This window comes from Elusimicrobiaceae bacterium (assembly GCA_017528825.1).
Classification (GTDB): Bacteria; Elusimicrobiota; Elusimicrobia; order Elusimicrobiales; family Elusimicrobiaceae; genus Avelusimicrobium.
The window spans coordinates 1-19,889 of record JAFXOI010000041.1; the positions used below are offsets into that span (position 1 = coordinate 1).

19 protein-coding genes are annotated in these 19,889 nt (G+C 45.5%); 11 read left to right on the plus strand and 8 right to left on the minus strand.

What is annotated here, in order from left to right:
- The 3 genes from IKN49_07065 to tdh all read right to left on the minus strand — a co-directional run.
- Positions 1 to 606, minus strand: a 606-nt coding sequence (locus IKN49_07065) for a hypothetical protein (protein ID MBR3632797.1), incomplete at its 3' end; no start/stop codon positions are given.
- A gap of 170 nt (positions 607 to 776) precedes the next feature.
- Positions 777 to 1,967, minus strand: a complete 1,191-nt coding sequence (locus tag IKN49_07070; protein ID MBR3632798.1) for a glycine C-acetyltransferase — start codon at positions 1,965 to 1,967, stop codon at positions 777 to 779.
- A 9-nt stretch (positions 1,968 to 1,976) separates the two neighbouring features.
- Positions 1,977 to 3,014 carry an L-threonine 3-dehydrogenase gene (tdh, locus tag IKN49_07075; protein ID MBR3632799.1) on the minus strand — a complete coding sequence of 346 codons (1,038 nt, stop codon included), beginning with the start codon at positions 3,012 to 3,014 and terminating at the stop codon, positions 1,977 to 1,979.
- A gap of 183 nt (positions 3,015 to 3,197) precedes the next feature.
- Here tdh and IKN49_07080 point away from each other — a divergent pair, with 183 nt between their 5' ends.
- Both IKN49_07080 and IKN49_07085 read left to right on the plus strand, forming a co-directional pair.
- Positions 3,198 to 4,088 (plus strand): DUF4912 domain-containing protein, encoded by an 891-nt coding sequence (locus IKN49_07080; GenBank protein ID MBR3632800.1) that lies wholly within the window; start codon positions 3,198 to 3,200, stop codon positions 4,086 to 4,088.
- Between the two features lie 2 nt (positions 4,089 to 4,090).
- Positions 4,091 to 5,716 (plus strand): DUF1957 domain-containing protein, encoded by a 1,626-nt coding sequence (locus IKN49_07085; GenBank protein MBR3632801.1) that lies wholly within the window; start codon positions 4,091 to 4,093, stop codon positions 5,714 to 5,716.
- Between the two features lie 42 nt (positions 5,717 to 5,758).
- On the opposite strand, the gene IKN49_07090 is transcribed toward IKN49_07085, so the two are convergent.
- Positions 5,759 to 7,258, minus strand: a complete 1,500-nt coding sequence (locus tag IKN49_07090; protein MBR3632802.1) for a protein kinase — start codon at positions 7,256 to 7,258, stop codon at positions 5,759 to 5,761.
- An 83-nt stretch (positions 7,259 to 7,341) separates the two neighbouring features.
- Between IKN49_07090 and IKN49_07095 the strand changes: the two genes are divergently transcribed.
- The 3 genes from IKN49_07095 to IKN49_07105 are packed head-to-tail and all read left to right on the plus strand — an operon-like array spanning position 7,342 to position 9,792.
- Positions 7,342 to 8,139 carry a glutamate racemase gene (locus tag IKN49_07095; protein MBR3632803.1) on the plus strand — a complete coding sequence of 266 codons (798 nt, stop codon included), beginning with the start codon at positions 7,342 to 7,344 and terminating at the stop codon, positions 8,137 to 8,139.
- On the plus strand, positions 8,118 to 8,852 hold the full coding sequence (locus IKN49_07100; GenBank protein MBR3632804.1) for a polyphenol oxidase family protein: 735 nt from the start codon (positions 8,118 to 8,120) through the stop codon (positions 8,850 to 8,852). Before IKN49_07095 ends, IKN49_07100 begins: the two co-directional genes overlap by 22 nt.
- A 7-nt stretch (positions 8,853 to 8,859) precedes the next feature.
- On the plus strand, positions 8,860 to 9,792 hold the full coding sequence (locus IKN49_07105; GenBank protein MBR3632805.1) for a response regulator: 933 nt from the start codon (positions 8,860 to 8,862) through the stop codon (positions 9,790 to 9,792).
- Between the two features lie 28 nt (positions 9,793 to 9,820).
- Here the strand turns inward: IKN49_07105 and IKN49_07110 are convergent, their stop codons facing one another.
- The 4 genes from IKN49_07110 to IKN49_07125 form a co-directional block, all read right to left on the minus strand.
- Positions 9,821 to 10,885 (minus strand): prepilin-type N-terminal cleavage/methylation domain-containing protein, encoded by a 1,065-nt coding sequence (locus tag IKN49_07110; GenBank protein ID MBR3632806.1) that lies wholly within the window; start codon positions 10,883 to 10,885, stop codon positions 9,821 to 9,823.
- 285 nt (positions 10,886 to 11,170) lie between these two features.
- Entirely contained in the window at positions 11,171 to 12,115 is a 945-nt protein-coding gene (locus IKN49_07115; GenBank protein MBR3632807.1) for a glycoside hydrolase family 3 protein, read from the minus strand.
- Positions 12,116 to 12,128: 13 nt separating this feature from the next.
- A complete protein-coding gene (locus tag IKN49_07120; GenBank protein MBR3632808.1) occupies positions 12,129 to 12,965 on the minus strand; it encodes an alpha/beta fold hydrolase in 837 nt (278 codons plus the stop codon).
- A complete protein-coding gene (locus tag IKN49_07125; GenBank protein MBR3632809.1) occupies positions 12,962 to 13,408 on the minus strand; it encodes a nucleoside-diphosphate kinase in 447 nt (148 codons plus the stop codon). Before IKN49_07125 ends, IKN49_07120 begins: the two co-directional genes overlap by 4 nt.
- Before the next feature lie 76 nt (positions 13,409 to 13,484).
- Here IKN49_07125 and IKN49_07130 point away from each other — a divergent pair, with 76 nt between their 5' ends.
- The 6 genes from IKN49_07130 (at position 13,485) to IKN49_07155 (ending at position 19,887) form a co-directional block, all read left to right on the plus strand.
- Positions 13,485 to 14,546, plus strand: coding sequence for a Gfo/Idh/MocA family oxidoreductase (locus tag IKN49_07130; protein ID MBR3632810.1), 1,062 nt, complete (start codon positions 13,485 to 13,487; stop codon positions 14,544 to 14,546).
- 1 nt (position 14,547) lies between these two features.
- Positions 14,548 to 15,705, plus strand: a complete 1,158-nt coding sequence (gene lpxB, locus IKN49_07135; protein ID MBR3632811.1) for a lipid-A-disaccharide synthase — start codon at positions 14,548 to 14,550, stop codon at positions 15,703 to 15,705.
- Between the two features lie 2 nt (positions 15,706 to 15,707).
- Positions 15,708 to 17,153, plus strand: coding sequence for a bifunctional (p)ppGpp synthetase/guanosine-3',5'-bis(diphosphate) 3'-pyrophosphohydrolase (locus tag IKN49_07140; protein MBR3632812.1), 1,446 nt, complete (start codon positions 15,708 to 15,710; stop codon positions 17,151 to 17,153).
- Positions 17,150 to 17,446 (plus strand): hypothetical protein, encoded by a 297-nt coding sequence (locus IKN49_07145; GenBank protein ID MBR3632813.1) that lies wholly within the window; start codon positions 17,150 to 17,152, stop codon positions 17,444 to 17,446. Before IKN49_07140 ends, IKN49_07145 begins: the two co-directional genes overlap by 4 nt.
- Before the next feature lie 79 nt (positions 17,447 to 17,525).
- Positions 17,526 to 18,914 carry a peptide MFS transporter gene (locus IKN49_07150; GenBank protein ID MBR3632814.1) on the plus strand — a complete coding sequence of 463 codons (1,389 nt, stop codon included), beginning with the start codon at positions 17,526 to 17,528 and terminating at the stop codon, positions 18,912 to 18,914.
- Between the two features lie 220 nt (positions 18,915 to 19,134).
- A complete protein-coding gene (locus IKN49_07155) occupies positions 19,135 to 19,887 on the plus strand; it encodes a triose-phosphate isomerase (protein ID MBR3632815.1) in 753 nt (250 codons plus the stop codon).
- The last annotated feature ends 2 nt before the right edge of the window (positions 19,888 to 19,889 follow it).

Sequence of the window (19,889 nt, forward strand, 5' to 3'; positions counted from 1 at the left end):
ACAGGACTTTGTGTAGCACTTTGAAGAAGATTTATTCCAATATTGACAAACCGGAGCCGCCGTATTACAGCATTTTTCTTGATTTGGATTGTCTGAACAACTGTTGCCGCCGGTTCCCTCTCCGCACACTAAATACACCCCTGCTTGTCCGTTAATCGTTAAATTTTTCCAGCTGATTTTATTATCGGTTGCAGTACACGTCGGAAACGCTTTGCTCCCCAATTTTAACCCTGCAATCGTCCCTTCTTCCGTTTCCAGCGCTTGCACTTGTGCGGGCAGTGTATTTACCATAAGGTTCTTTTCAAACACTAAACTGCCGCGGCTAGCTGAACCTTGCCCGCTCTTTAATGCATTGGCCTGGGCATCGTGCCCTGCTAAAGTCAATGTAACATCCTCGTCTACCGACATAGAATTAACTTGCAAATCTTTGATAACCTCTAATTTACACTCCCGGATTAATCCCATATCGCACGGCCCCGTTACCGTCACATCTTGATACACCATGTACGGAGTCGGAAAATAAGTAACCATAGTAATCTTATTGTCTGCCGCATAAGCCGCAGCGCTCAATAAAAATAAGCCCGCCATCATAGTTATTTTTTTCATAGAGAATCCTCCAAAAAGAATAAAGAAAAAACGCTATAAGAAAATGTTATTTTAAAATGAGGAAACTGTCAAGTGTTATTATACCCTTGCAAACTCACATAAGCAAACAGACAAAAACATTAAAAAAGGCCAACCGAGAATTCCGGTCAGCCTTTTCCGTAAGATTAGATTTATTGAATAATCCCCATTTCTTTGCCCACCTTGGCAAACTTCTCGGCGGCAAATTCCAAATCGGCCCGCGTATGACCGGCTGTTACAATCGTACGCAAACGCTCTTTGCCGCGCGGTACGGTTGGAAATACAATGGCCAGTGCAAACACACCTTCTTCAAATAAGCGGCGACTGAGCTCTTGGGCTTTGGCACTATCGCCCACCATCACCGGCGTAACGGGAGTTTCACTGTGGCCGGTATCAAAGCCGGCTTTCTGCAAGGCAGATTTAAAAAAGTGTGTATTATCCCACAAAGCTTTCAAGCGTTCCGGCTCATTTTCAATTACATCCAGCCCTGCTAAACACGTGGCAATGACAGAAGGCGGTTGTGAACTGGAAAACAGAACCGGCCGCGCGGTAGATACCATATAGTCGCGCAGTTTCTGCGGACCGCACACATAGCCGCCCACCGCCGCAAATGCCTTAGATAAAGTGCCGATTTGAATATCTACTTTGCCCTGCATATGAAAATGTTCTACTGTACCGTGACCATGTTCCCCAAGTACGCCCGAAGCGTGTGCATCATCAATCATCGTTAGTACACCGTGTTTATCGCACAGTTCCACAATATCGGGCAACTTACAAATATCTCCGTCCATGCTAAATACGCCGTCAGTCACTAGTAATTTACGGCGGGCACGTTTCACTTCTTCACTTTCCAAAATCTCTTTCAGATGTGCCATGTCGCTATGACGATACACCTTCTTTTGTGCTTTGGCTAAACGCCCCCCGTCAATGATAGAAGCGTGATTTAATTCATCGGAAATCAGCACGTCTTGCGGGCTGGTCATCAAACATTGGCAAGTGGCTGTATTGGCCGTAAAACCCGATTGGGTCAAAATGGCAGCTTCGGCCCCTTTGAACTTGGCCAGGCGTTTTTCTAATTCCTCATGCATACTCATCGTGCCGATAATGGTGCGTACGGCCGCGGTGCCAATACCATATTTTTCAATAGCTTCTATCGCGGCTTTTTTTACTTTGGGATGCGTGGTCATATTCAAATAATTGTTAGACGTTAAATTGACCACTTTTTTCCCGTCAATCACGGCCACCGGTGCTTGTTCACTTTCCAAAATATGCAGTTTAATCAAACGGTTTTCCGTTGTGAGTTGTGTAAGTTCTTCATCTAGAAAAGCAAATTTTTTGTTCATAATTTCTCCTTAAGGAACCATTATAACTTTACCGCATTTGCGCTCCGGATCCATCATGGCCGCAAAGGCTTTTTCAAAATCTTTCATTTCAAATTCGTGCGTAATCACCGGACGCGGATTAATTTTCCCACTTCGTAGTAGCGCATCCATGGTGTACCAACTTTCATACACTTGCCGTCCGGTTAGGCCCTGTACTTGCACGCCTTTAAACACAATCAAATTCGCGTAATCAATCGTAATCGGCCCGCCCGGAAGCCCAAACGCCACAAAGTGTCCCGCCGGCTTAATGGCGTGCAGGGCCAAATCAATCCCCGCAGGATGACCCGACATTTCAATCACCACATCGACTCCTTTTTCATCTCCGGAAGCCTTGATAATTTTTTCCAAAGCACCCGCTTCACTGGGGTCAATAATGACATCCGCTCCCATTTGCTCGGCCAGTTTTTTGCGGAAGGCAGAGGTTTCGGTGGCAATCACTTTGGCCGCTCCGGCCGCCTTGGCTACATTGGCCGCAAACAACCCTTGCGCACCCATACCGTTAATGAGCACTGTCTGCCCCACAATGTCATTTTTAAGCGTGGCGTATACGGCATTGCCCAAAGGCTCCATAATAGAACCGATATCTTTTAAGGAATCGTCTTTGTGTTTCCACCCGCATCGCGCCGGAATGGCCACATACTCTGCAAAACCGCCTTGCCGGTCCAGCCCAATTGTTTGATTGTGCGCACATACATCCCGGTGATTGTGGCGGCATTCGTAACATTGGCCGCACCACACATGCGATTCAATGGAAATAAAATCCCCTTTTTGAAATCCGTGTGCATCCGGCCCCATATCTACCACAGTGCCACACAATTCATGTCCGAAAATAAAAGGAATAGGAATGCGTTGCGGGGCCCATCCCGTATAATTATAAACAGGCAAATCACTACCGCAAATAGAAGTTTTATAGATTTTAACTAACAACTCGTCCCGACCAATTTTAGGAAGATCTACATCAATGTATGCTGCCCCTTTGGCAGGCTTAGTTTTGCAAAGCGCTTTCATGCTATTGCCTCCGAATATCCTTCTTTTTTTATTCTACATTAATTTATCGCTTTTGCAACAATTCTTTATCTACTTAAAGATTTTCATTACTTAACGCTCAAACTCTTTCAACAAAAATGCTAAAATATATAGGAATATACAACATTGTGTGAATGAGAATTTAACAAAAGAGGTTTTAGTTACATGGAAAAGTATTTATCTTCTACAACGTTTCAACCGGCGCGGCCTTCCGTGCCGCAGCCTCAGTCGGCTGAACTCCCTACCGGATACGGCACGACCGAAAGCTATTTGCTTCCTAAAGATCCGGCTTGGATGTTTTTATTTTGGGAAATTACCAACGAAACATTTGACTATGTCCGCCAACAATATGGCCAAGACACCTTGAATCAATCCCGCACCGTCATCCGCTTGTATGATATTACCGGTGTGGATTACTTTGACGGTAATAATGCCAACACCTACTACGATATGCCGGTAGTATTTGATGCCAAAAGCTGGTACATTCACGCCCCGCAAGCCGGCCGCAGCTATATTGCAGATTTAGGTTTTGTAACCCCGCAAGGGCAATTTATCCTACTTACCCGCAGCAATGTAATTACGTTACCGCCGGGCAAAGTATCCGATATCATTGATGACCAATGGATGAGCGTAGAAGGAGATTTCATTAAATTATTAGAACTCTCCGGCGCGGCTCATATCGGACTGGGAGCCAGCGAACGCATCCACGTACTGGATCAACGCTGGCGCTTAACTGAACTGGCCGGAGCCGCTCAAGCTCCCAGCTCTACGCGATCCTCGTGGACTTCCTTTGCTTTGCATACCGCACCGGCCGTGGCAGAAGACGAAGATATTTGGCTCAAAGCGGACTGTGAAATTATTGTATACGGTTCTGCTTCCCCCAATGCCTTTGTCACAATTAACGGAAAAGAAATTCAATTAAAAGACGGCAAATTTTCCTTGCGCCAAGCCTTGCCTTCCGGCGCGGTACTGGATTTGCCTATCAAAGCCACCAATAAAAAAGGTGACAAAATCCGCCAAGTACACATTAAAGCCTTGCGCGAACAGGGGAAATAACTATGGGACAAGAAAAAGGATATTTAGCACTTGTTTTACATGCTCATTTGCCGTTTATCAAACATCCGGAATATCCGGATTTCTTAGAGGAAGATTGGTTCTATGAAGCCATGGTGGAAACCTACCTGCCGCTACTAAATGTATTTGAAAATCTGACTGCGGAAGGGGTCGATTTCCGGCTCACGATGTCTGTTACGCCGCCTTTGTGCAACATGATGAGCGACCCGCTACTCATTGACCGTTTTTCGCACTATTTAAATCAGCGTGTGGAACTATCCGGCAAAGAATTGGAACGCACCCGCGGTACCGAATTTGCCGGCGTGGCCCAAATGTATTATGACAAATTCCGCCGTCTCAAAGATTTGTTTGAAAATGTCTATCACCGCCATGTGTTGGAAGGGTTCAAAAAATTTCAAAACATGGGCAAATTGGAAATTATTACCTGCGGAGCTACCCACGGATATTTGCCGCTGATGGTACACAAAGAAAGCGTCAATGCTCAAGTGAAAATCGCCGCTAATGATTATCGCTTGCGCTTTGGAAGAAGTCCGCGCGGGATTTGGCTTGGGGAATGTGCCTATAATCCGGGTGATGATAAATTTCTGCGCGATGAAGGGATTCGCTTCTTCTTCATGGAATCGCACGGTATTTTGCACGGAACTCCGCGCCCGAAATACGGTATTTACGCACCCGTGTACTGCCCTAAAACCGGCGTAGCCGCTTTTGCGCGCGATATGGAATCTGCCCAACAAGTATGGAGTGCCGATTCCGGTTATCCCGGCGATGCCCGCTACCGCGAATTTTACCGCGATTTAGGCTATGATTTGGACTATGATTATATTAAACCCTATCTGCACTCGGACGGGGTCCGCCGCAATATCGGTATGAAGTATTGTAAGATTACCGGCAAAGTACCCCTCAATCAAAAAGCCCCCTACAACCCGGCCGAAGCACGCAGCGTAGCGGCTGAGCACGCGGGCAACTTCATGTTTAACCGCCAAAAACAAATTGAGTATTTGGCTACACTCATGGACCGCAAGCCGCTCGTGGTGTCTATGTATGATGCGGAATTGTACGGTCACTGGTGGTATGAAGGGATTGATTTCTTAGAGTTCTTATTTAAGAAAATCTACTACGATCAAAAAGACATTAAACTGATTACTCCTATGGAGTATTTGGAAATGTATCCGGTCAATCAAACCGTGCAACCTTCTATGTCCTCTTGGGGAGATAAAGGATATCACGATGTATGGCTCAATGCCGGCAATGACTGGATTTATCGTCATTTAATCAAATCGGCCGAGCGGATGATTGACTTGGCTAACCGCTTCCCCAACGCAGACGGCCTGCTCAAACGCACGTTAAACCAAATGGCGCGCGAACTGGTGCTGATGCAATCTTCCGACTGGGCATTTTTGATGACGACCGGAACAGCCAAAGAATATTCCACCAAACGCACCAAAGACCATGTGCAACGTTTCAACGAACTCTACGAGCAAGTCAAGCATAACCGCATTAATGAAGCGTATGTATATGACCTGGAATGCAAGGACTCTATCTTCCAAGATATAGACTATCACGTGTATGCAACAGAAATAAAAGATAAAGTCTTAGCAGAGTATAAATAAGGAAAAAGATATCAAAAACCCCGCTCCAATGAGCGGGGTTTTTTAATAATGTGTTTTTTCTAAATCTTCTTCCGGAAGCGGCTCAATGACTTTTAACCGGTTCCAAAACTCTTCGATACTTTGAATACGTTCTTTTGGATCTTCTTTCAAGGCATCCGCCAGTAAACTGTCCACTTCTTGCGGAATGGCAGGCGCCAATTTAGAGGCAGGATAAATCCGCTTGGTGGCAATATCAAATCCTTTCACGCTCCAAGGTACTTGCCCCACCAGTGCTTCATACAAACACAGTGCCAAGGAATAAACATCAGATTGTTTACGCATAAAACCTTTCTGCTGTTCGGGGGCCATATAGGCCGGAGTGCCGGCCACCGTGCGTGCGCCGGTTTCGCCTTCCATGGATTTTTTGGCTACTCCAAAATCCATCACTTTGGCCGTTCCGTCTTCTTTAATCATAATATTGCCCGGCTTTAAGTCACAATGGATGATATCTTGCGAATGTGCGTAATGTAAACCGCGGCATACATACTCAAAAATCTTTTTCGCTTCCGAGAACGGCACCCGTCCGTCAATATCTAGCCGCGTTTCCAAGGTTTGTCCGTCCACATATTCAAACACGAGATATAAACTGCTTTCCGACTCAATTACCGTATAAATTTCTACAATGCACGGGTGACGCAGTAAGGCCACCATACGGGCTTCAGCCAAAAATTGCTCGCGGACGTAGGCGCTACGCACCAGCTCCGGCCGCACCCGCTTAATGGCCACTTTACGTTTTAGCACCTTATCGTAGGCCTCATATACCTTCCCCATACCGCCTTCCCCAATTTGGCGCAAGAAATCGTATTGTTCTTTGACCTCTACTTCCTTGCGGCTAAATGCGGTCTTGGGCCCGCGACGGAACACATCTTCATAACGCAAATAGATGAAAACAGCAATCGCAGCCAGCACTGCCATAAAATAAAGCAACAACCAAGAAGGAGATAAGCTATTTCCCTGCGGGTTGGCAGTCGGCGTATTATTTTTGGCATTTACTTGTGCATCCAAATCTTGTTTAACTTTTTGAGCCATTTGGGATTTCGGATTTAGACGTAATGCTTTATCCACATCCAATCGGCAACGTTCATAATTTTTAAGAGCCAAGTAAGCACGCGCACGCAAAATATAGGACCGCGAATCCTGCGGAGCTACGGCAATGGCATTACCGGCGGCATAGACTACATCCTCGTATTTTTCCAATCCGTCATAAGCAATGGCTAGCAATAAATAAAAACGTTTATCCAGTAAGTTCTTGGCAGTCAAATCATTAATCCGGTTAATGGTTCCCTGAAAATCTTTTTCTTTTAGACGCTGATTCAGCGCAGCAATTTCCGCATCTCTGGCCGCCGCGTCAAATAAAACAGGCTTTGATACTGTGCCGGTGCTAATGCGATCTGAGAAATTCCCGCCCACCATCAACGGAGCAGCAGTCTGCCCTCCCGAAGCGGCCCAGGCACAAGTCACGCCTAAAAAAAGACAAAGAATAAATAAAAATTTGCGTAGCATATTCATATTCTAGCACAAACAAGAGAAGTTGTAACAGCATTTTCTGCCTACCCAGCAAGAAACTAAATTACTATAATGTAAGTATGAACACGCATCCCATTGGCATTTTTGATTCCGGTTTAGGCGGTCTCACTATTTTGAAGGCCATTTGCCAAGTGCTCCCCAAAGAGAGACTCATTTACTTTGGAGACACCGTCAATATGCCTTACGGCTCTAAATCCAAAAAGGCCGTTACCCGCTACTCTTTAGACATTGCCCGTTTTCTAGAAAAGCAACAAGTTAAACTGATTATTATTGCCTGTAATACAGCCTCTGCTTTAGCCTTACCGGAACTGCAAAAACAAATTTCGGTGCCCATTATCGGTGTGATTGAACCGGGGGCCCAAGCCGCCGCCCACAAAACCCGCAACGGGAAAATAGCCGTCATCGCCACGGAAGCCACCGTGCAAAGCAAGGCCTATCCCAAAGCCTTAAAGCGGATTTCCCCAAAATTGCACACTTCTCAGCAGGCCTGTCCTTTGTTTGCCTCGTTAATTGAAGAAGGATGGATTCACAAAATAGCCGGAGAATATATTATCGCCGATTATCTAAAATCAGTTGCCAAGAGCGGTTGCGATACCGTTATTTTGGGATGCACCCACTATCCGGTGATTAAGCAAAAGATTGCACGCTTTTTAGGTAAAAAAATTCAGTTAGTAGATTCGGCGCAAGTATTAGCCCAAGAAGTGCAAAAACATCTCACTAAAACCAATCAACTCAACACCACCGGACGGGGTAGCTTAAAAATTTACGCCAGTGACGACCCGGCCCGTTTCAAACGTCTAGCCAAATATATTTTAGGACGCGAACTCTCTCGTGTATGGCTGAAAAAACTCAATTAACGCTTTATACCGATCCCCGTTTAACCGCACTCGGCATTGTGCACGGCACCACGGACCGCGCGTGGGGAAATATGCGTCTGCCCGACTCTGTGCAAAATTTATGGCAGCATACCGGTCTATCTTCCCAACGCATCCTACGTTTCAAACAAACCCATTCAGACCGTTTACTTGTCATCCGTGAGGCGAAAGAGGCGCAAGCGGTTATAGCCGCAACGCCCACTGAAGCAGACGGATGGATTCTTTCCGCCGCCGAATGGGGAGCGGCTATCATCACCGCTGATTGCGTGCCCCTTTTCTTGTGGGATGAAACGGCTGACGTCATAGGATTATCTCACTGCGGCTGGCGTGGGGTGGCCGCGCAACTCCCAGCCAAAACCGTTCGCCACTTGCGCCAACAAGGTGCCAAAGGCCGTTTGTCGGCATGGATAGGGCCGCACATACAAGCCTGTTGTTTTGAAGTACAAGAAGATGTAGCCCGCCAATTTCCGCAGGCTGTATTACACAAAAACGATAGGTTATTCGTGGACCTAAACCAAGCCATTAAACAACAGCTTATTGGCGAAGGTTTAGAGGCGGCAGATATTGCTTTTTCTTCGCATTGCACCTGCTGCGAACCGCAACACTTCTTTTCTTTCCGGCGTGATCATGTCCCCGATGCTATGTTGTCTTTTGTCTATAAACCCTCTTGCAAACAGCGCACGGATTTTATTTAATAGAAACATGGAACATAAAGCAAAAATTCTCTTAGCCGATGACAGCCCTTCTATACGAGCCTTGGTATCGGAAATTTTGGAAGAAGCTGGCTTTACGGTTATCACGGCTGAAGATGGCCAACAGGCCATTGAAAAAACCTACAAAGAAAACCCGGATTTATTAATTTTAGATTATGAAATGCCCTATAAAACAGGCTTTGAAGTAGTGAAAGAAGTACGCAGTCACACGGGCTATTTACATACCCCTATTATTATCTTTACCGCTGTAACAGCAAAACAAACCAAATTGGAAGGTTTGGAACTGGATATTGACGATTATTTAACCAAACCTACAGATGCCGACGAAGTAGTGGCCCGCGTTAAATTGTTGCTCAAGCGCAATAAACAAAAAATGGACTGCAATCCGCTGACCCGTTTGCCGGGGAACCCCTCCATTCAAGCGCGGATTGAAAGTGAGATTTCTTCGGGTCGAAAATTTGCTGTTTTATATTGTGACTTAAACAATTTTAAGGCTTACAATGACAAATATGGTTTTGCCGCCGGAGACAGAGTGCTCCTTTCCACAGCACGCATCTTAACTACGGCCGCCACGGCTGATCCGCATTCGTTTGTGGGGCATATCGGAGGAGATGATTTTATCATCGTGTGTGCATTGGACTATGCCGAAAAAATTGCCCAGCAAATTGTAGCCGATATGACGCATTTGGCCCCCAGTTTTTACAATGAAACAGACCGCCAACAAGGATATATGCTATCAGTCAATCGCAAAGGCGACACGGAAAAGTTCTCTTTCCTTTCTATCGGAATTGGCATTGTACACAACTCACTCAAACCGCTCACCTCTTTTGCCCAAGTGAGCAATATCGGCACAGAACTCAAGTGTTTAGCCAAACAACACGAGGGCAGTTATTACGCCATAGACCGGCGGGGTAATTCATAAAAAGCGGTTTTAATAGCGTCTGCCAATATCAATGGACATATTGTCCGTTTATCATATCCACTTGTTGCTTCACCATTGCGCAACGCTCTGGGGAACAAGCAGGTTTATCGCCACAATTGCCACAACAACAAGAACTATCATTATATGTAGCATGTTTACAGCCATAACTACCATTTACATTCGGAGTTTCATAACAAACAGAATCATTAGAAAAAGTGCCTCCATCACAACCACCATAAAAACTACGGCTGATACAAAGCGAATCATCAAACACAGCATTTCGACAGCCTGACTGTGCATACACCGAAGATGAAACACATACAGAACTGTTTGAAAAATCAGACCCATTACAACCATCGCTTGCGGCTACACAAGTAGCATTCGTAAAAGTGGAATTTTGACAACCTCCGCTTGAGTATTGATAAATTCCCTCACATACTCCCCCCTCACCGACTTCTAAATTTTTCTCCCCTTTTACTTTATACCCACAAAACTGCGTAGTTTCATTATAGGACATACCTAACCCTACGCATCTATCTGCATTTGTTTTATAACATTTAGCAGTTTTCTGCCCAAAGAAACCATCAACTTCATCACACGTGGCTTTATCAACAGACTGGTCAAGCAAATAACGCGTATAGCCGCCTTCTGCATTTAATTCTTGCCCTTGTAGCAAACCACCGCAAAGTCTGTTGGCGCGCTCATCTCCGGTGGCCGCTTCACAATGTAACTGTCCGGCAAACGTCGGACTCTCATCTAAATAACTAGCAAGCCGTACATTATCGAGCTTACTATTGGTAACGCGGATGACATTGGGGTCGGCCGTATTATTAGGGGTTACTAAAGCAAAGGTTAAATCCGTATTATTCATAGTAACATCTAAATTAGCCATTTCATCCGTATAAGACCCGTTAGTCATTTTAATGGCTTCTTCGGCATCTTTAATGGCTTTGGCACCCGGCAACATGGTGCTCCAATGGCTTTTATCCACCGCCCCTTGATACATAGGGATAGCAATAGCTGAAAGCACTCCGATAATCAGTACGACTACTAGTAATTCCACCAGCGTGAATGCTTGTTTATTTTTTTGCATACGATTCTCCTTTTGTTTCTGTTTTTAGAAAATGAACGCAAAAAAACGGCTGCTATATTTGAGTCAATCTCAGGTAACCCAAACACAACAGCCGTGGTTTGCTATCATCCGAAGATGATAGCAAACACTCGGCACTACATATCCAAGGGATCAGCTCGGATATGTAGTGCCTAAAACGACTGTTCTTGGACTGAGATTGACTTTGGCTTAGCCAAAGTACACCGTACTCTGCATACGGTTCCAAAAACAGATTCAAATTGTAACTACGGTTTCAGTATAGCAAATTTATTTTTTGAAAGAAAGCGCTTGCTGGCAGGCGTCTTCCCAAGAGAAAACCGGGGCAGTTCCGGTGACGACTTTGCTGGTAAATAATTCCACATTAGAGACCGCGTGAATAACTGCATCTACAATCGTGCCTTTGTGAAATTCCTTTTCTACCACATCCAGTACGCTTTCCGGATTGCACGGAGCCATGATTAGTTCTACCCCGCCTTGAATCATTTTCAACGCGGCCGCGGCTTCATTTTTAATATGGCTTTGAAAAAGCGGCGCACTAATCACGCATCCTTTGTAATTGAGGCGTTTTTTAAGTAGCTCTTTAATGATTTTATCTGACATCATGGCGCGGTTGGCAGGGTCTATATTACTAAACACCATGTCGGAAGGCATCACGGCATCTGCTCTGCGGAACATATGTTTATAGGGCACAAATTCCGCTTCTTCCATTTGTACCAATGTTTTTAAGATTCCGTTGACCCCCGGAAAGTATTTAATACAGTTAAGTACCCCTCCGTTTGCCGCACCGGCCGTATAATCGCCGCACAAACGCGCCACGGTCATCGGGTTCTCGCCAAAAGCAGGGCTTTGATATCCGATATCCACCACCGGACACAACAACCAATCTATTCCTAAACTCCGCGCCAAACGCGCCGTTACTAAACCTTTGCGATAAGTGGCTTCCGCATCGGCCGCTTTGCCTAATTCCTCGTTAGAGGGTAAAGCGGGCGAATCCGACACCACTTCAGACAAATCTTCTTCAAGATCAGCGCAAATCAACAAATGGTCATAAGGAGAGGCTTCTCGTACGGTATCAATAAATTGTTTCGTTTCGCGTGCATTACCGCCATACACACAAAAGCCACCCACTCCGCGTTTGGCCGCTTCCGTGGCGGCCTTAATATCACTTTGACCAAACCAAAATCCGGGGAAAACCACACGGGCTGGATTCATATCATTTCCTCACTCATTGCAAGATAGACGGAAATAAGGCTTCTTCCGTGTCTGAGGCTGGTATTGGCTCATAGGAGGCTTCTTTTTCCTCCGTTTCCTCTATAACATCCGGACTGAGCGGCGGTTTTTGCGCAGTGCGTATCCATTGCAATAATTCTGCAGACACCCACGCATCTAAGAGTTCATGCCCTTTTTTATCATACGCCGTAGCGAAGGTAACATTTCCTTCCCCACTGCTTAAGAAAGCCACATTGCGCATGACGCTGGCTTCTAAAAATGTTTTTTTATCATCAGCGGCGGCCGCAATAAATACCGGCCCTTTATACACACGTAGCGAAGGAATCGGCAATACATCTCGGAAATTGGTGACCGGTGTTAGTAATGCCAGCCCCCCTAACGACGGCCACAAACTGGCCGCTTTGGCCGCTACATTGGCACCCATTCCCACACCAATGAGCATGATATCTTCTTCCGGAACGCCCTTATCTTGCAAAAATTCAATGGCAGCATTTACATCTCGTATCATTTTGTTGTATTCATTATCTACGCCTTCTTTTGCAAAAGAACGATATGCCCCCTTGTTCACACTGCTACCGTGACCGCGCAAATCCAGCGCCAAATATCCTATTCCGCGTGCGGTTAATTTTCCCGCAAATGTTTGAAAATCCTGATGATTTTTGCCGATATCATGCAACAAAACGACCGTTTTAGACTCTGCTTTTGACGGCACATACCAACCCGCCACTTTCCAGCTGTCTTGAGTGGTTAAACTGACTTCTTGCGGTTGTGTTTGGGCCATCAACAAACCCACGCTCAAACACAAACCTATACAAAACCAATATTTTTTCATGGTAAAATTTCTTCCGGCTTAAACCATAAAGCAATCTCGCGCGCAGCATCCTCTGCAGAGCCGGAAGCATGCACTGCGTTTTGCATGACATCATTTTTAATACAACCGAACTGACCGCGCAAGGTCCACGGATCTGCTTTTTCCGGGTTGGTAGCTCCTAAAGCTGCTCTCACTTTAGTAATAGCGTTTTCTCCGCGTAACACAAAAGCATATAAGCGATGATCCGGCAAATGGTTATAGTCGCCCATCATAAAACGAACGACTCCATCCAAAAAAGGAGAACCTGCCAAATTGGCATAATGTGTTCGTAATAATTCTTCGGTGGCACATACGGCTTTGGCGGCCACAATATCTAGACCTAAGGCTTCTAAACGGCTCAGAATAATGCCAGTTAATCGTTTTTCAATGGCATCGGGTTTTATTAAAATCAATGTTTGTTCCATATGCATATTATACCTAAAAAACTACACAAGAACCCACCCTTCCTATGATATAATAATATAAAGTGAGGTAATCTCTATGAGCGATAAGTCTTCTCTTCGTTTTGGTGTCATTGGTGCCGGCAAAATCGGCACGTTTCATACTCGCACATTGGCTAAGATGCCCGGCGTAACTTTAGTCGGCGTGTGCGATCCGGATTTAATGCGCGCCCAAAAATTGGCGTGGGAATATAATGCTACCCCTTATTCCAAAATGGAAGAATTGGTAGGCCAAGTGGATGCCATTATCGTGGCGGCCCCCACACACTTACATCATCAAATCGGCATGTATTGTTTGCAACACGGAGTACATACCTTAGTAGAGAAACCGATTGCCGTTACCTTAGAAGAAGCACGCGATTTAATTCAAACAGCCAAATTGCATGACCGCATTTTGCAGGTCGGTCACGTGGAACGTTTTAACCCGGCGGTAGTAGAAGCCGTTAAGTATATAGAAAATCCGCAATTTATTACCATGAACCGCTTAGGGCCCTACGATGCCCGCATGTCTAATATCGGCGTCATTTTAGACTTAATGATTCATGATATCGACTTACTTTTAACTCTGGTGAAAAGTGAAGTGGTCAGCGTAGATGCCACGGGGCTAAGCGTATTTTCTAAGCATGAAGATATTGCCAACGTGCGCATCCGTTTTGCCAACGGCGCTTTGGCCGATTTAACAGCCAGCCGTGCCAGCTTTGAACGTGCACGTTTTATGCATTTATTCCAACAAGATGCTTATATTTCCGTGGACTTTATGAATGCACGAGTTAAGCTGTACAAGAAAGAAAAACCGGTTATTACCTCTATGCAAGATTTGACCGTAGAGTATCCGCCGGTAAAAAAACAGCTGCCCATCACCGCGGAAATCCTGCATTTTATCGACTGCATCAAAACACACAGAACGCCCGCTCCCAGCGGAGAAAAAGGCAGCAAAGCCTTGGAGTTGGCTTTGAAAATCACCGACAGCATCCACCGCTTTGATATCCCTAAAACCGGGCACGTGCGTACTCCCAAACCGGTGCAGATGGTGCACGACGTAGCCAAGGCCGCGCAAATTATGTTTGATGAGACTTTCAGCCAGTTTAAACAGGATAAATAATATGCCTACCATTACCCCCTTGACTAAACGTATTTTACTGGTAGCCGGTGACATTTCCGGCGACTTACACGCCGCTTCTTTGATGAAAGAACTCAAAAAGGCAGATCCGTCTGTACATATTACTGCCATCGGCGGGCCGCGTATGCAAGAACAGGCCGATGCGTTTTTGTTTGACTTGGCTTCTCAAGGGGCCAGTGGTTTTGTAGAACCGCTGAAAAAAATGCCGTTATGGATTAGTTTGCTTAAGCTCATCCGTCAATACATGGAAACGCAAAATCCGTCGGCTGTAATTGTGGTAGACTTTTACGGGTTTAATCACCAAGTGTTGGAAATGGCTTCCCGCAGACACATTCCGGCCTATTATTACGTTACGCCGCAAGTGTGGGCCAGCCGCCAATACCGGGCTAAAAAATTGGCCGCTTTAACCAAAAAAATGTTTGTTATCTATCCTTTTGAGCCGGCCTTCCATCAGAAATTCGGTGGCAATGCCGTGTTCTTAGGAAATCCGCTACTGGATATCATGCCCGACCCGCAGCAACCGGCTGCTTCCGTGCAAGAAAACCCCAAAACCAAGGCTTGGAAACTGGGCATTTTGCCGGGAAGCCGCCGCGGAGAAATCACCCGCTTGTTGCCGGTGTTCTATCAAACCTTTAAGCAAGTACTCAAGGAGTTCCCTTATACGCAGGCCTATTTATTTGCCCTGCCGGATGCCAATGAGGCGGACTTATTGGCTTTGCTAGGTGAAGCACCGCATCCCAATTTCAAAATCGTCAAAGATAAGAATTATCAAATCCGCAGCCAAATGGATTTTATCTTGGCTTGTTCCGGCACGGCTACTTTAGAAAATGCTTTATTGGGGGTACCCATGGTAGTAGCTTATAAACTATTCTGGCCCACCTATCAAATTGCTAAAGCTATTATTAAAGTGCCGTATATCTCTCTGGTCAATTTACTGGCTCAAAAACCGCTCGTGAAGGAATTAATACAACACGAAGCAAATCCAAAAGCATTAGCCGCAGAAACCATGGCCATGTTTCAAAACCCGACCAAACTGGCGGCACAACGCGACGCCCTGTTACGCCTACGTTCTTCTTTAGGCAAAAAAGGAGTGGCTGAACGCGCCGCTAAGGAAATTCTGGCTGACATCGCCAAACAATAACTATGCCTCTTTCCCTGGATGAACTGATACGCCAATTTAAAGAATATAACCCCAACGCCGATACTACGATGTTGGAGAAGGCGTACCTGTTTGCCCAAGAAAAGCACAAGGACCAAAAGCGGGAAACCGGCGAACCCTATTTTAATCACTGTACCGCTGTGGCACAAATCTTGCTGGACTTCAAAATGGATGAAGAAACTATTTGTGCCGGTTTGTTGCACGATACGGTAGAAGATACGGGCGTTACCTCCGAGGAACTTAAACGTGAATTTAATAAAGACGTAGCGCATATCGTACAAGGGGTTACGAAAATCAGTGATTTGAAATTTTCTTCTACGGATGAAGAAACGGTGGAAAACTGGCGCAAAATGCTTATCGCCGTGGCCGAAGATGTGCGCGTTATTTTAGTCAAACTGGCCGACCGCACGCACAACATGCGCACCATGGATGTGATGCCGCCCGAAAAGCAAAAATTTAAATCTTATGAAACTATCACGCTTTATGCGCCCTTGGCCCAGCGGTTGGGAATGTTCACCATTAAAACAGAGCTGGAAGATTTGGCTTTTAAGTATTTGCATCCGGAAGAATTTAAAGATTTAGTGGCCCAAGTGGAAAAACGTACCGCAGACCGCGCCGCCGCACTCAATGAATTTAAGCGTTTATTGGAGCCGGCTCTGCAAGAAGAAGGGTTGAAATACCGCCTACTTTCTCGCGCTAAAAACTATTATTCTATCTACCGTAAAATGCAGAAACAACATCTGACCTTTGCCGAAATTCAGGATTCTCTGGGCGTGCGTATCATTACACAGAATGTGTCAGATTGTTATAAAGCACTGGGTATTGTACACTCTCGTTTTAAGCCGCTGGCCGGTACTTTTACCGATTATATTGCCACCCCTAAAGCCAATATGTACCAAAGCATTCACACCACGGTACTGGTGCCTACCGGAGATATTGTGGAAATCCAAATCCGCACCGAGGAAATGCACCGCACTTGTGAGTACGGCATCGCGGCCCATTGGCGCTATAAATTAGGCGGTAAAAAAGACAAAAACTTTGACGAAAAAATTAACTGGATCCGCCAATGGATTGAATGGCAGCGCGACTTAACCGCCCCGCGTGAATTTTTAGAGGGTTTTCAGACCGATATTAACTTGCAACAGGTCTTTGTGTTCACTCCGCAAGCTGACGTAAAACCCTTGCCGGATGGTTCCACCCCGATTGATTTTGCTTATGCAATTCACACAGATATCGGTGACCATTATATGGGGGCCAAAGTTAATAATCGCATGGTCAGCATGAACTATGTGTTCAAAACCGGCGATGTATGCGAAATTATTACTAAGAAAAACGCCCAGCCCAAACGAGATTGGTTGGAGCACGCCAAAACGGCAAATGCCCGCAGCCGTATCAAACGTTTTTTGCGTACACGCGGAGAGGAAATATGAGACCGCTTTGCCCCAGCTGCCGCCAAGCAATTGATGAAACGGATTGTTACTGCCGCTATTGCGGACATACCTTACAACCCTGCATGGGATTTTGGTATAGTCATGGGGGCATTTTGCTACTGACTTTACTGGCAGGCCCTTTATCGTTAGTTTTCGTTTGGATGTCACGCAAAATTTCCTCCACCGCCAAATGGATATGGACCGTCGGCATTTTAGCGGCGTCCTTTTATTTCTGCTATAGTTTGTACAAAACTATTCTCCTGTTGCAAAACGCTTTTTCCGCTACTTTCTAAAACTTTTCTCCCGCAACCGCTTCATTATTTGGTAAAATATGGGGTACACTTTTTTTGATTAAGTGAGGATGAACATAAGATGACAGATGAAGAAGTAAAACATAACGTGACCAAACATGGCCAACCTAAGGGCTTGTATATGCTCTTTATGGTGGAAATGTGGGAACGTTTTAACTACTACGGTATGCGTGCGTTGCTGGCGCTCTTTATGGTCAGTACCGTCATTGGTTTTACCAAAGAAAGATCCAGCCAAATTTACGGTATGTTTACGGCTTTAGTCTATTTGACCCCGGTTTTAGGCGGATATATAGCAGACCGCTATATTGGAAAACGCCATTCCATTACCATTGGGGCCATTTTAATGGCCGTAGGACAATTCACTTTGGCCTCGTACGAACTCATCAACCCGGTGCTCGCACTCGGAACGGGTTTGACGTTAATCATTATCGGTAATGGTTTTTTCAAACCGAATATTTCCTCTATCGTAGGCGAACTCTATGAACCTAATGATGTGCGCCGCGATGGTGGCTTCACCATTTTTTATATGGGTATTAACATCGGGGCTTTCTTTGCTCCGTTTGTGTGCGGATACTTGGGCGAGCCGACCAAAGGAATGGACGCTGTCTTAGCCGCCGCCAAATGGAAATACGGTTTTATGGCAGCCGGTACCGGTATGGTAATTGGTTTGGTGTGGTACTTGGTCTCTCAAAACAAATACTTAGGACACATCGGTTTGCTCCCTGTTAGCAAGAAAGCTGCAGAGGATGATCCGGAAGAAAAAGCCAAAGCAGAAGCGGCCAATCGTCCTTTGACCCAAGAAGAATGGGACAAAATCAAAGCAATTTGTACCTTCACCTTCTTTGCGGTGTTCTTCTTTGCGTTCTTTGAACAAGCAGGCACCTCTTTGAACTTCTTTGCAGACGGAGCTACCAATTTAACTCCGGTCTTGCCGTTCATTGGACAAGTCACTTTGAAAGCCTCTTACTTTCAGGCAGTCAACCCGATTTGTGTGGTGTTGTTTGCCCCGTTATTTGCCAAAATGTGGATTAAACTGGGCGATAAAGACCCCTCTATTCCGACCAAGTTCGGTTGGGGTTTGTTCTTGCAAGGTTTGGCTTTTGCCGTGATCGCGGTAGGAGCGGCTGTGTATCAATCCAGCGGCCCGGTCAGTGCTTTATGGCTGATCTTTATGTATATGCTGTGCACCATGGGTGAGCTGTGCTTGTCCCCAGTTGGGTTGTCTATGGTGACCAAATTGTCCCCGTTGAAATTTATGTCTTTATTCATGGGTATTTGGTTAGCCTCTTCGTTCTTTGGCAACCTGCTAGCCGGATGGCTGGCCAGCCACTATGAATCTTGGAGCTTGACCACCTTATTCTCCGTACCGGCCATTGGTTCTATGGTATTTGGTGTGATTATGTGGATCATGACCAAGAAGATCAAATACTGGATGCACGGTGTGAAATAATATTCTCAACGTAAAAATAGCCCTCAATTCAAATTGAGGGCTATTTTTTTAGATACAAATAAGTCCTCTTTCTATTATATATCCCAATAAATATCCTTTTCTATTCAAGCATATCTTATCTACAAATATAATTTCCTCTTTCAAAACTCGTCTTTTTATGATACCATCTATTATAGGCCGTTGTAGGAAACGGAAACTATTTTATTTTACGAGGATTTATATGAAAAGAACACCTATTATTGCCGGAAACTGGAAAATGCACAACACTTTAGCGGAATCTGCCGCATTAATCGAAGCCTTAAAAAAAGCAGGTAACAAAAACAATGCCGAAATCATTGTTGCCCCCTCTTTTACGTCGCTAGCCAAAGTGGCCGAACTGGCCAAAGGCTCCCAATTACAAGTATCCGCCCAAGACGTACATTGGGAAGATAAAGGCGCTTTTACCAGCGCGGTTTCCCCCGTGCAAGCCAAAGATGCCGGCGCCACCCACACCATTTTAGGCCATAGCGAACGCCGTAGCGTGTTCGGAGACACCGACGAAATTTTGAATAAAAAAGTAGCCGCCGCTTTGCGCCATGGGCTCACCATTATTTTCTGCGTGGGCGAAACTTTAGAAGAACGCGAAGCCGGCAAAACCTTGGACGTTATCAACGGACAAATTGTAAACGGCTTAAAAGGTTTTACCGCCGAACAATTAAAAGGTTTAATCATTGCTTATGAACCCGTATGGGCCATCGGCACCGGCAAAACCGCTACGCCGGAGCAGGCACAAGAAGTACATGCCGCTATTCGCGCCACGTTAGCCAAAGCCTACGGCGAAGATTTTGCGCAAGCCACCCGCATCTTGTACGGCGGCAGTGTCAAAGATACCAACGTAGACGAAATTATGGCTAAACCGGATGTGGACGGAGCTTTAGTAGGCGGTCAATCTTTAATCGCGGAAAAATTTGCCCGTATCATTAACTTTAACTAGGA

Coding starts and splice junctions, on each gene's coding strand:
- IKN49_07070 (MBR3632798.1), bottom strand. CDS start 1,967: ATGAACAAAAAATTTGCTTTTCTAGATGAAGAACTTACACAACTCACA.
- tdh (MBR3632799.1), bottom strand. CDS start 3,014: ATGAAAGCGCTTTGCAAAACTAAGCCTGCCAAAGGGGCAGCATACATT.
- IKN49_07080 (MBR3632800.1), top strand. CDS start 3,198: ATGGAAAAGTATTTATCTTCTACAACGTTTCAACCGGCGCGGCCTTCC.
- IKN49_07085 (MBR3632801.1), top strand. CDS start 4,091: ATGGGACAAGAAAAAGGATATTTAGCACTTGTTTTACATGCTCATTTG.
- IKN49_07090 (MBR3632802.1), bottom strand. CDS start 7,258: ATGCTACGCAAATTTTTATTTATTCTTTGTCTTTTTTTAGGCGTGACT.
- IKN49_07095 (MBR3632803.1), top strand. CDS start 7,342: ATGAACACGCATCCCATTGGCATTTTTGATTCCGGTTTAGGCGGTCTC.
- IKN49_07100 (MBR3632804.1), top strand. CDS start 8,118: ATGGCTGAAAAAACTCAATTAACGCTTTATACCGATCCCCGTTTAACC.
- IKN49_07105 (MBR3632805.1), top strand. CDS start 8,860: ATGGAACATAAAGCAAAAATTCTCTTAGCCGATGACAGCCCTTCTATA.
- IKN49_07110 (MBR3632806.1), bottom strand. CDS start 10,885: ATGCAAAAAAATAAACAAGCATTCACGCTGGTGGAATTACTAGTAGTC.
- IKN49_07115 (MBR3632807.1), bottom strand. CDS start 12,115: ATGAATCCAGCCCGTGTGGTTTTCCCCGGATTTTGGTTTGGTCAAAGT.
- IKN49_07120 (MBR3632808.1), bottom strand. CDS start 12,965: ATGAAAAAATATTGGTTTTGTATAGGTTTGTGTTTGAGCGTGGGTTTG.
- IKN49_07125 (MBR3632809.1), bottom strand. CDS start 13,408: ATGGAACAAACATTGATTTTAATAAAACCCGATGCCATTGAAAAACGA.
- IKN49_07130 (MBR3632810.1), top strand. CDS start 13,485: ATGAGCGATAAGTCTTCTCTTCGTTTTGGTGTCATTGGTGCCGGCAAA.
- lpxB (MBR3632811.1), top strand. CDS start 14,548: ATGCCTACCATTACCCCCTTGACTAAACGTATTTTACTGGTAGCCGGT.
- IKN49_07140 (MBR3632812.1), top strand. CDS start 15,708: ATGCCTCTTTCCCTGGATGAACTGATACGCCAATTTAAAGAATATAAC.
- IKN49_07145 (MBR3632813.1), top strand. CDS start 17,150: ATGAGACCGCTTTGCCCCAGCTGCCGCCAAGCAATTGATGAAACGGAT.
- IKN49_07150 (MBR3632814.1), top strand. CDS start 17,526: ATGACAGATGAAGAAGTAAAACATAACGTGACCAAACATGGCCAACCT.
- IKN49_07155 (MBR3632815.1), top strand. CDS start 19,135: ATGAAAAGAACACCTATTATTGCCGGAAACTGGAAAATGCACAACACT.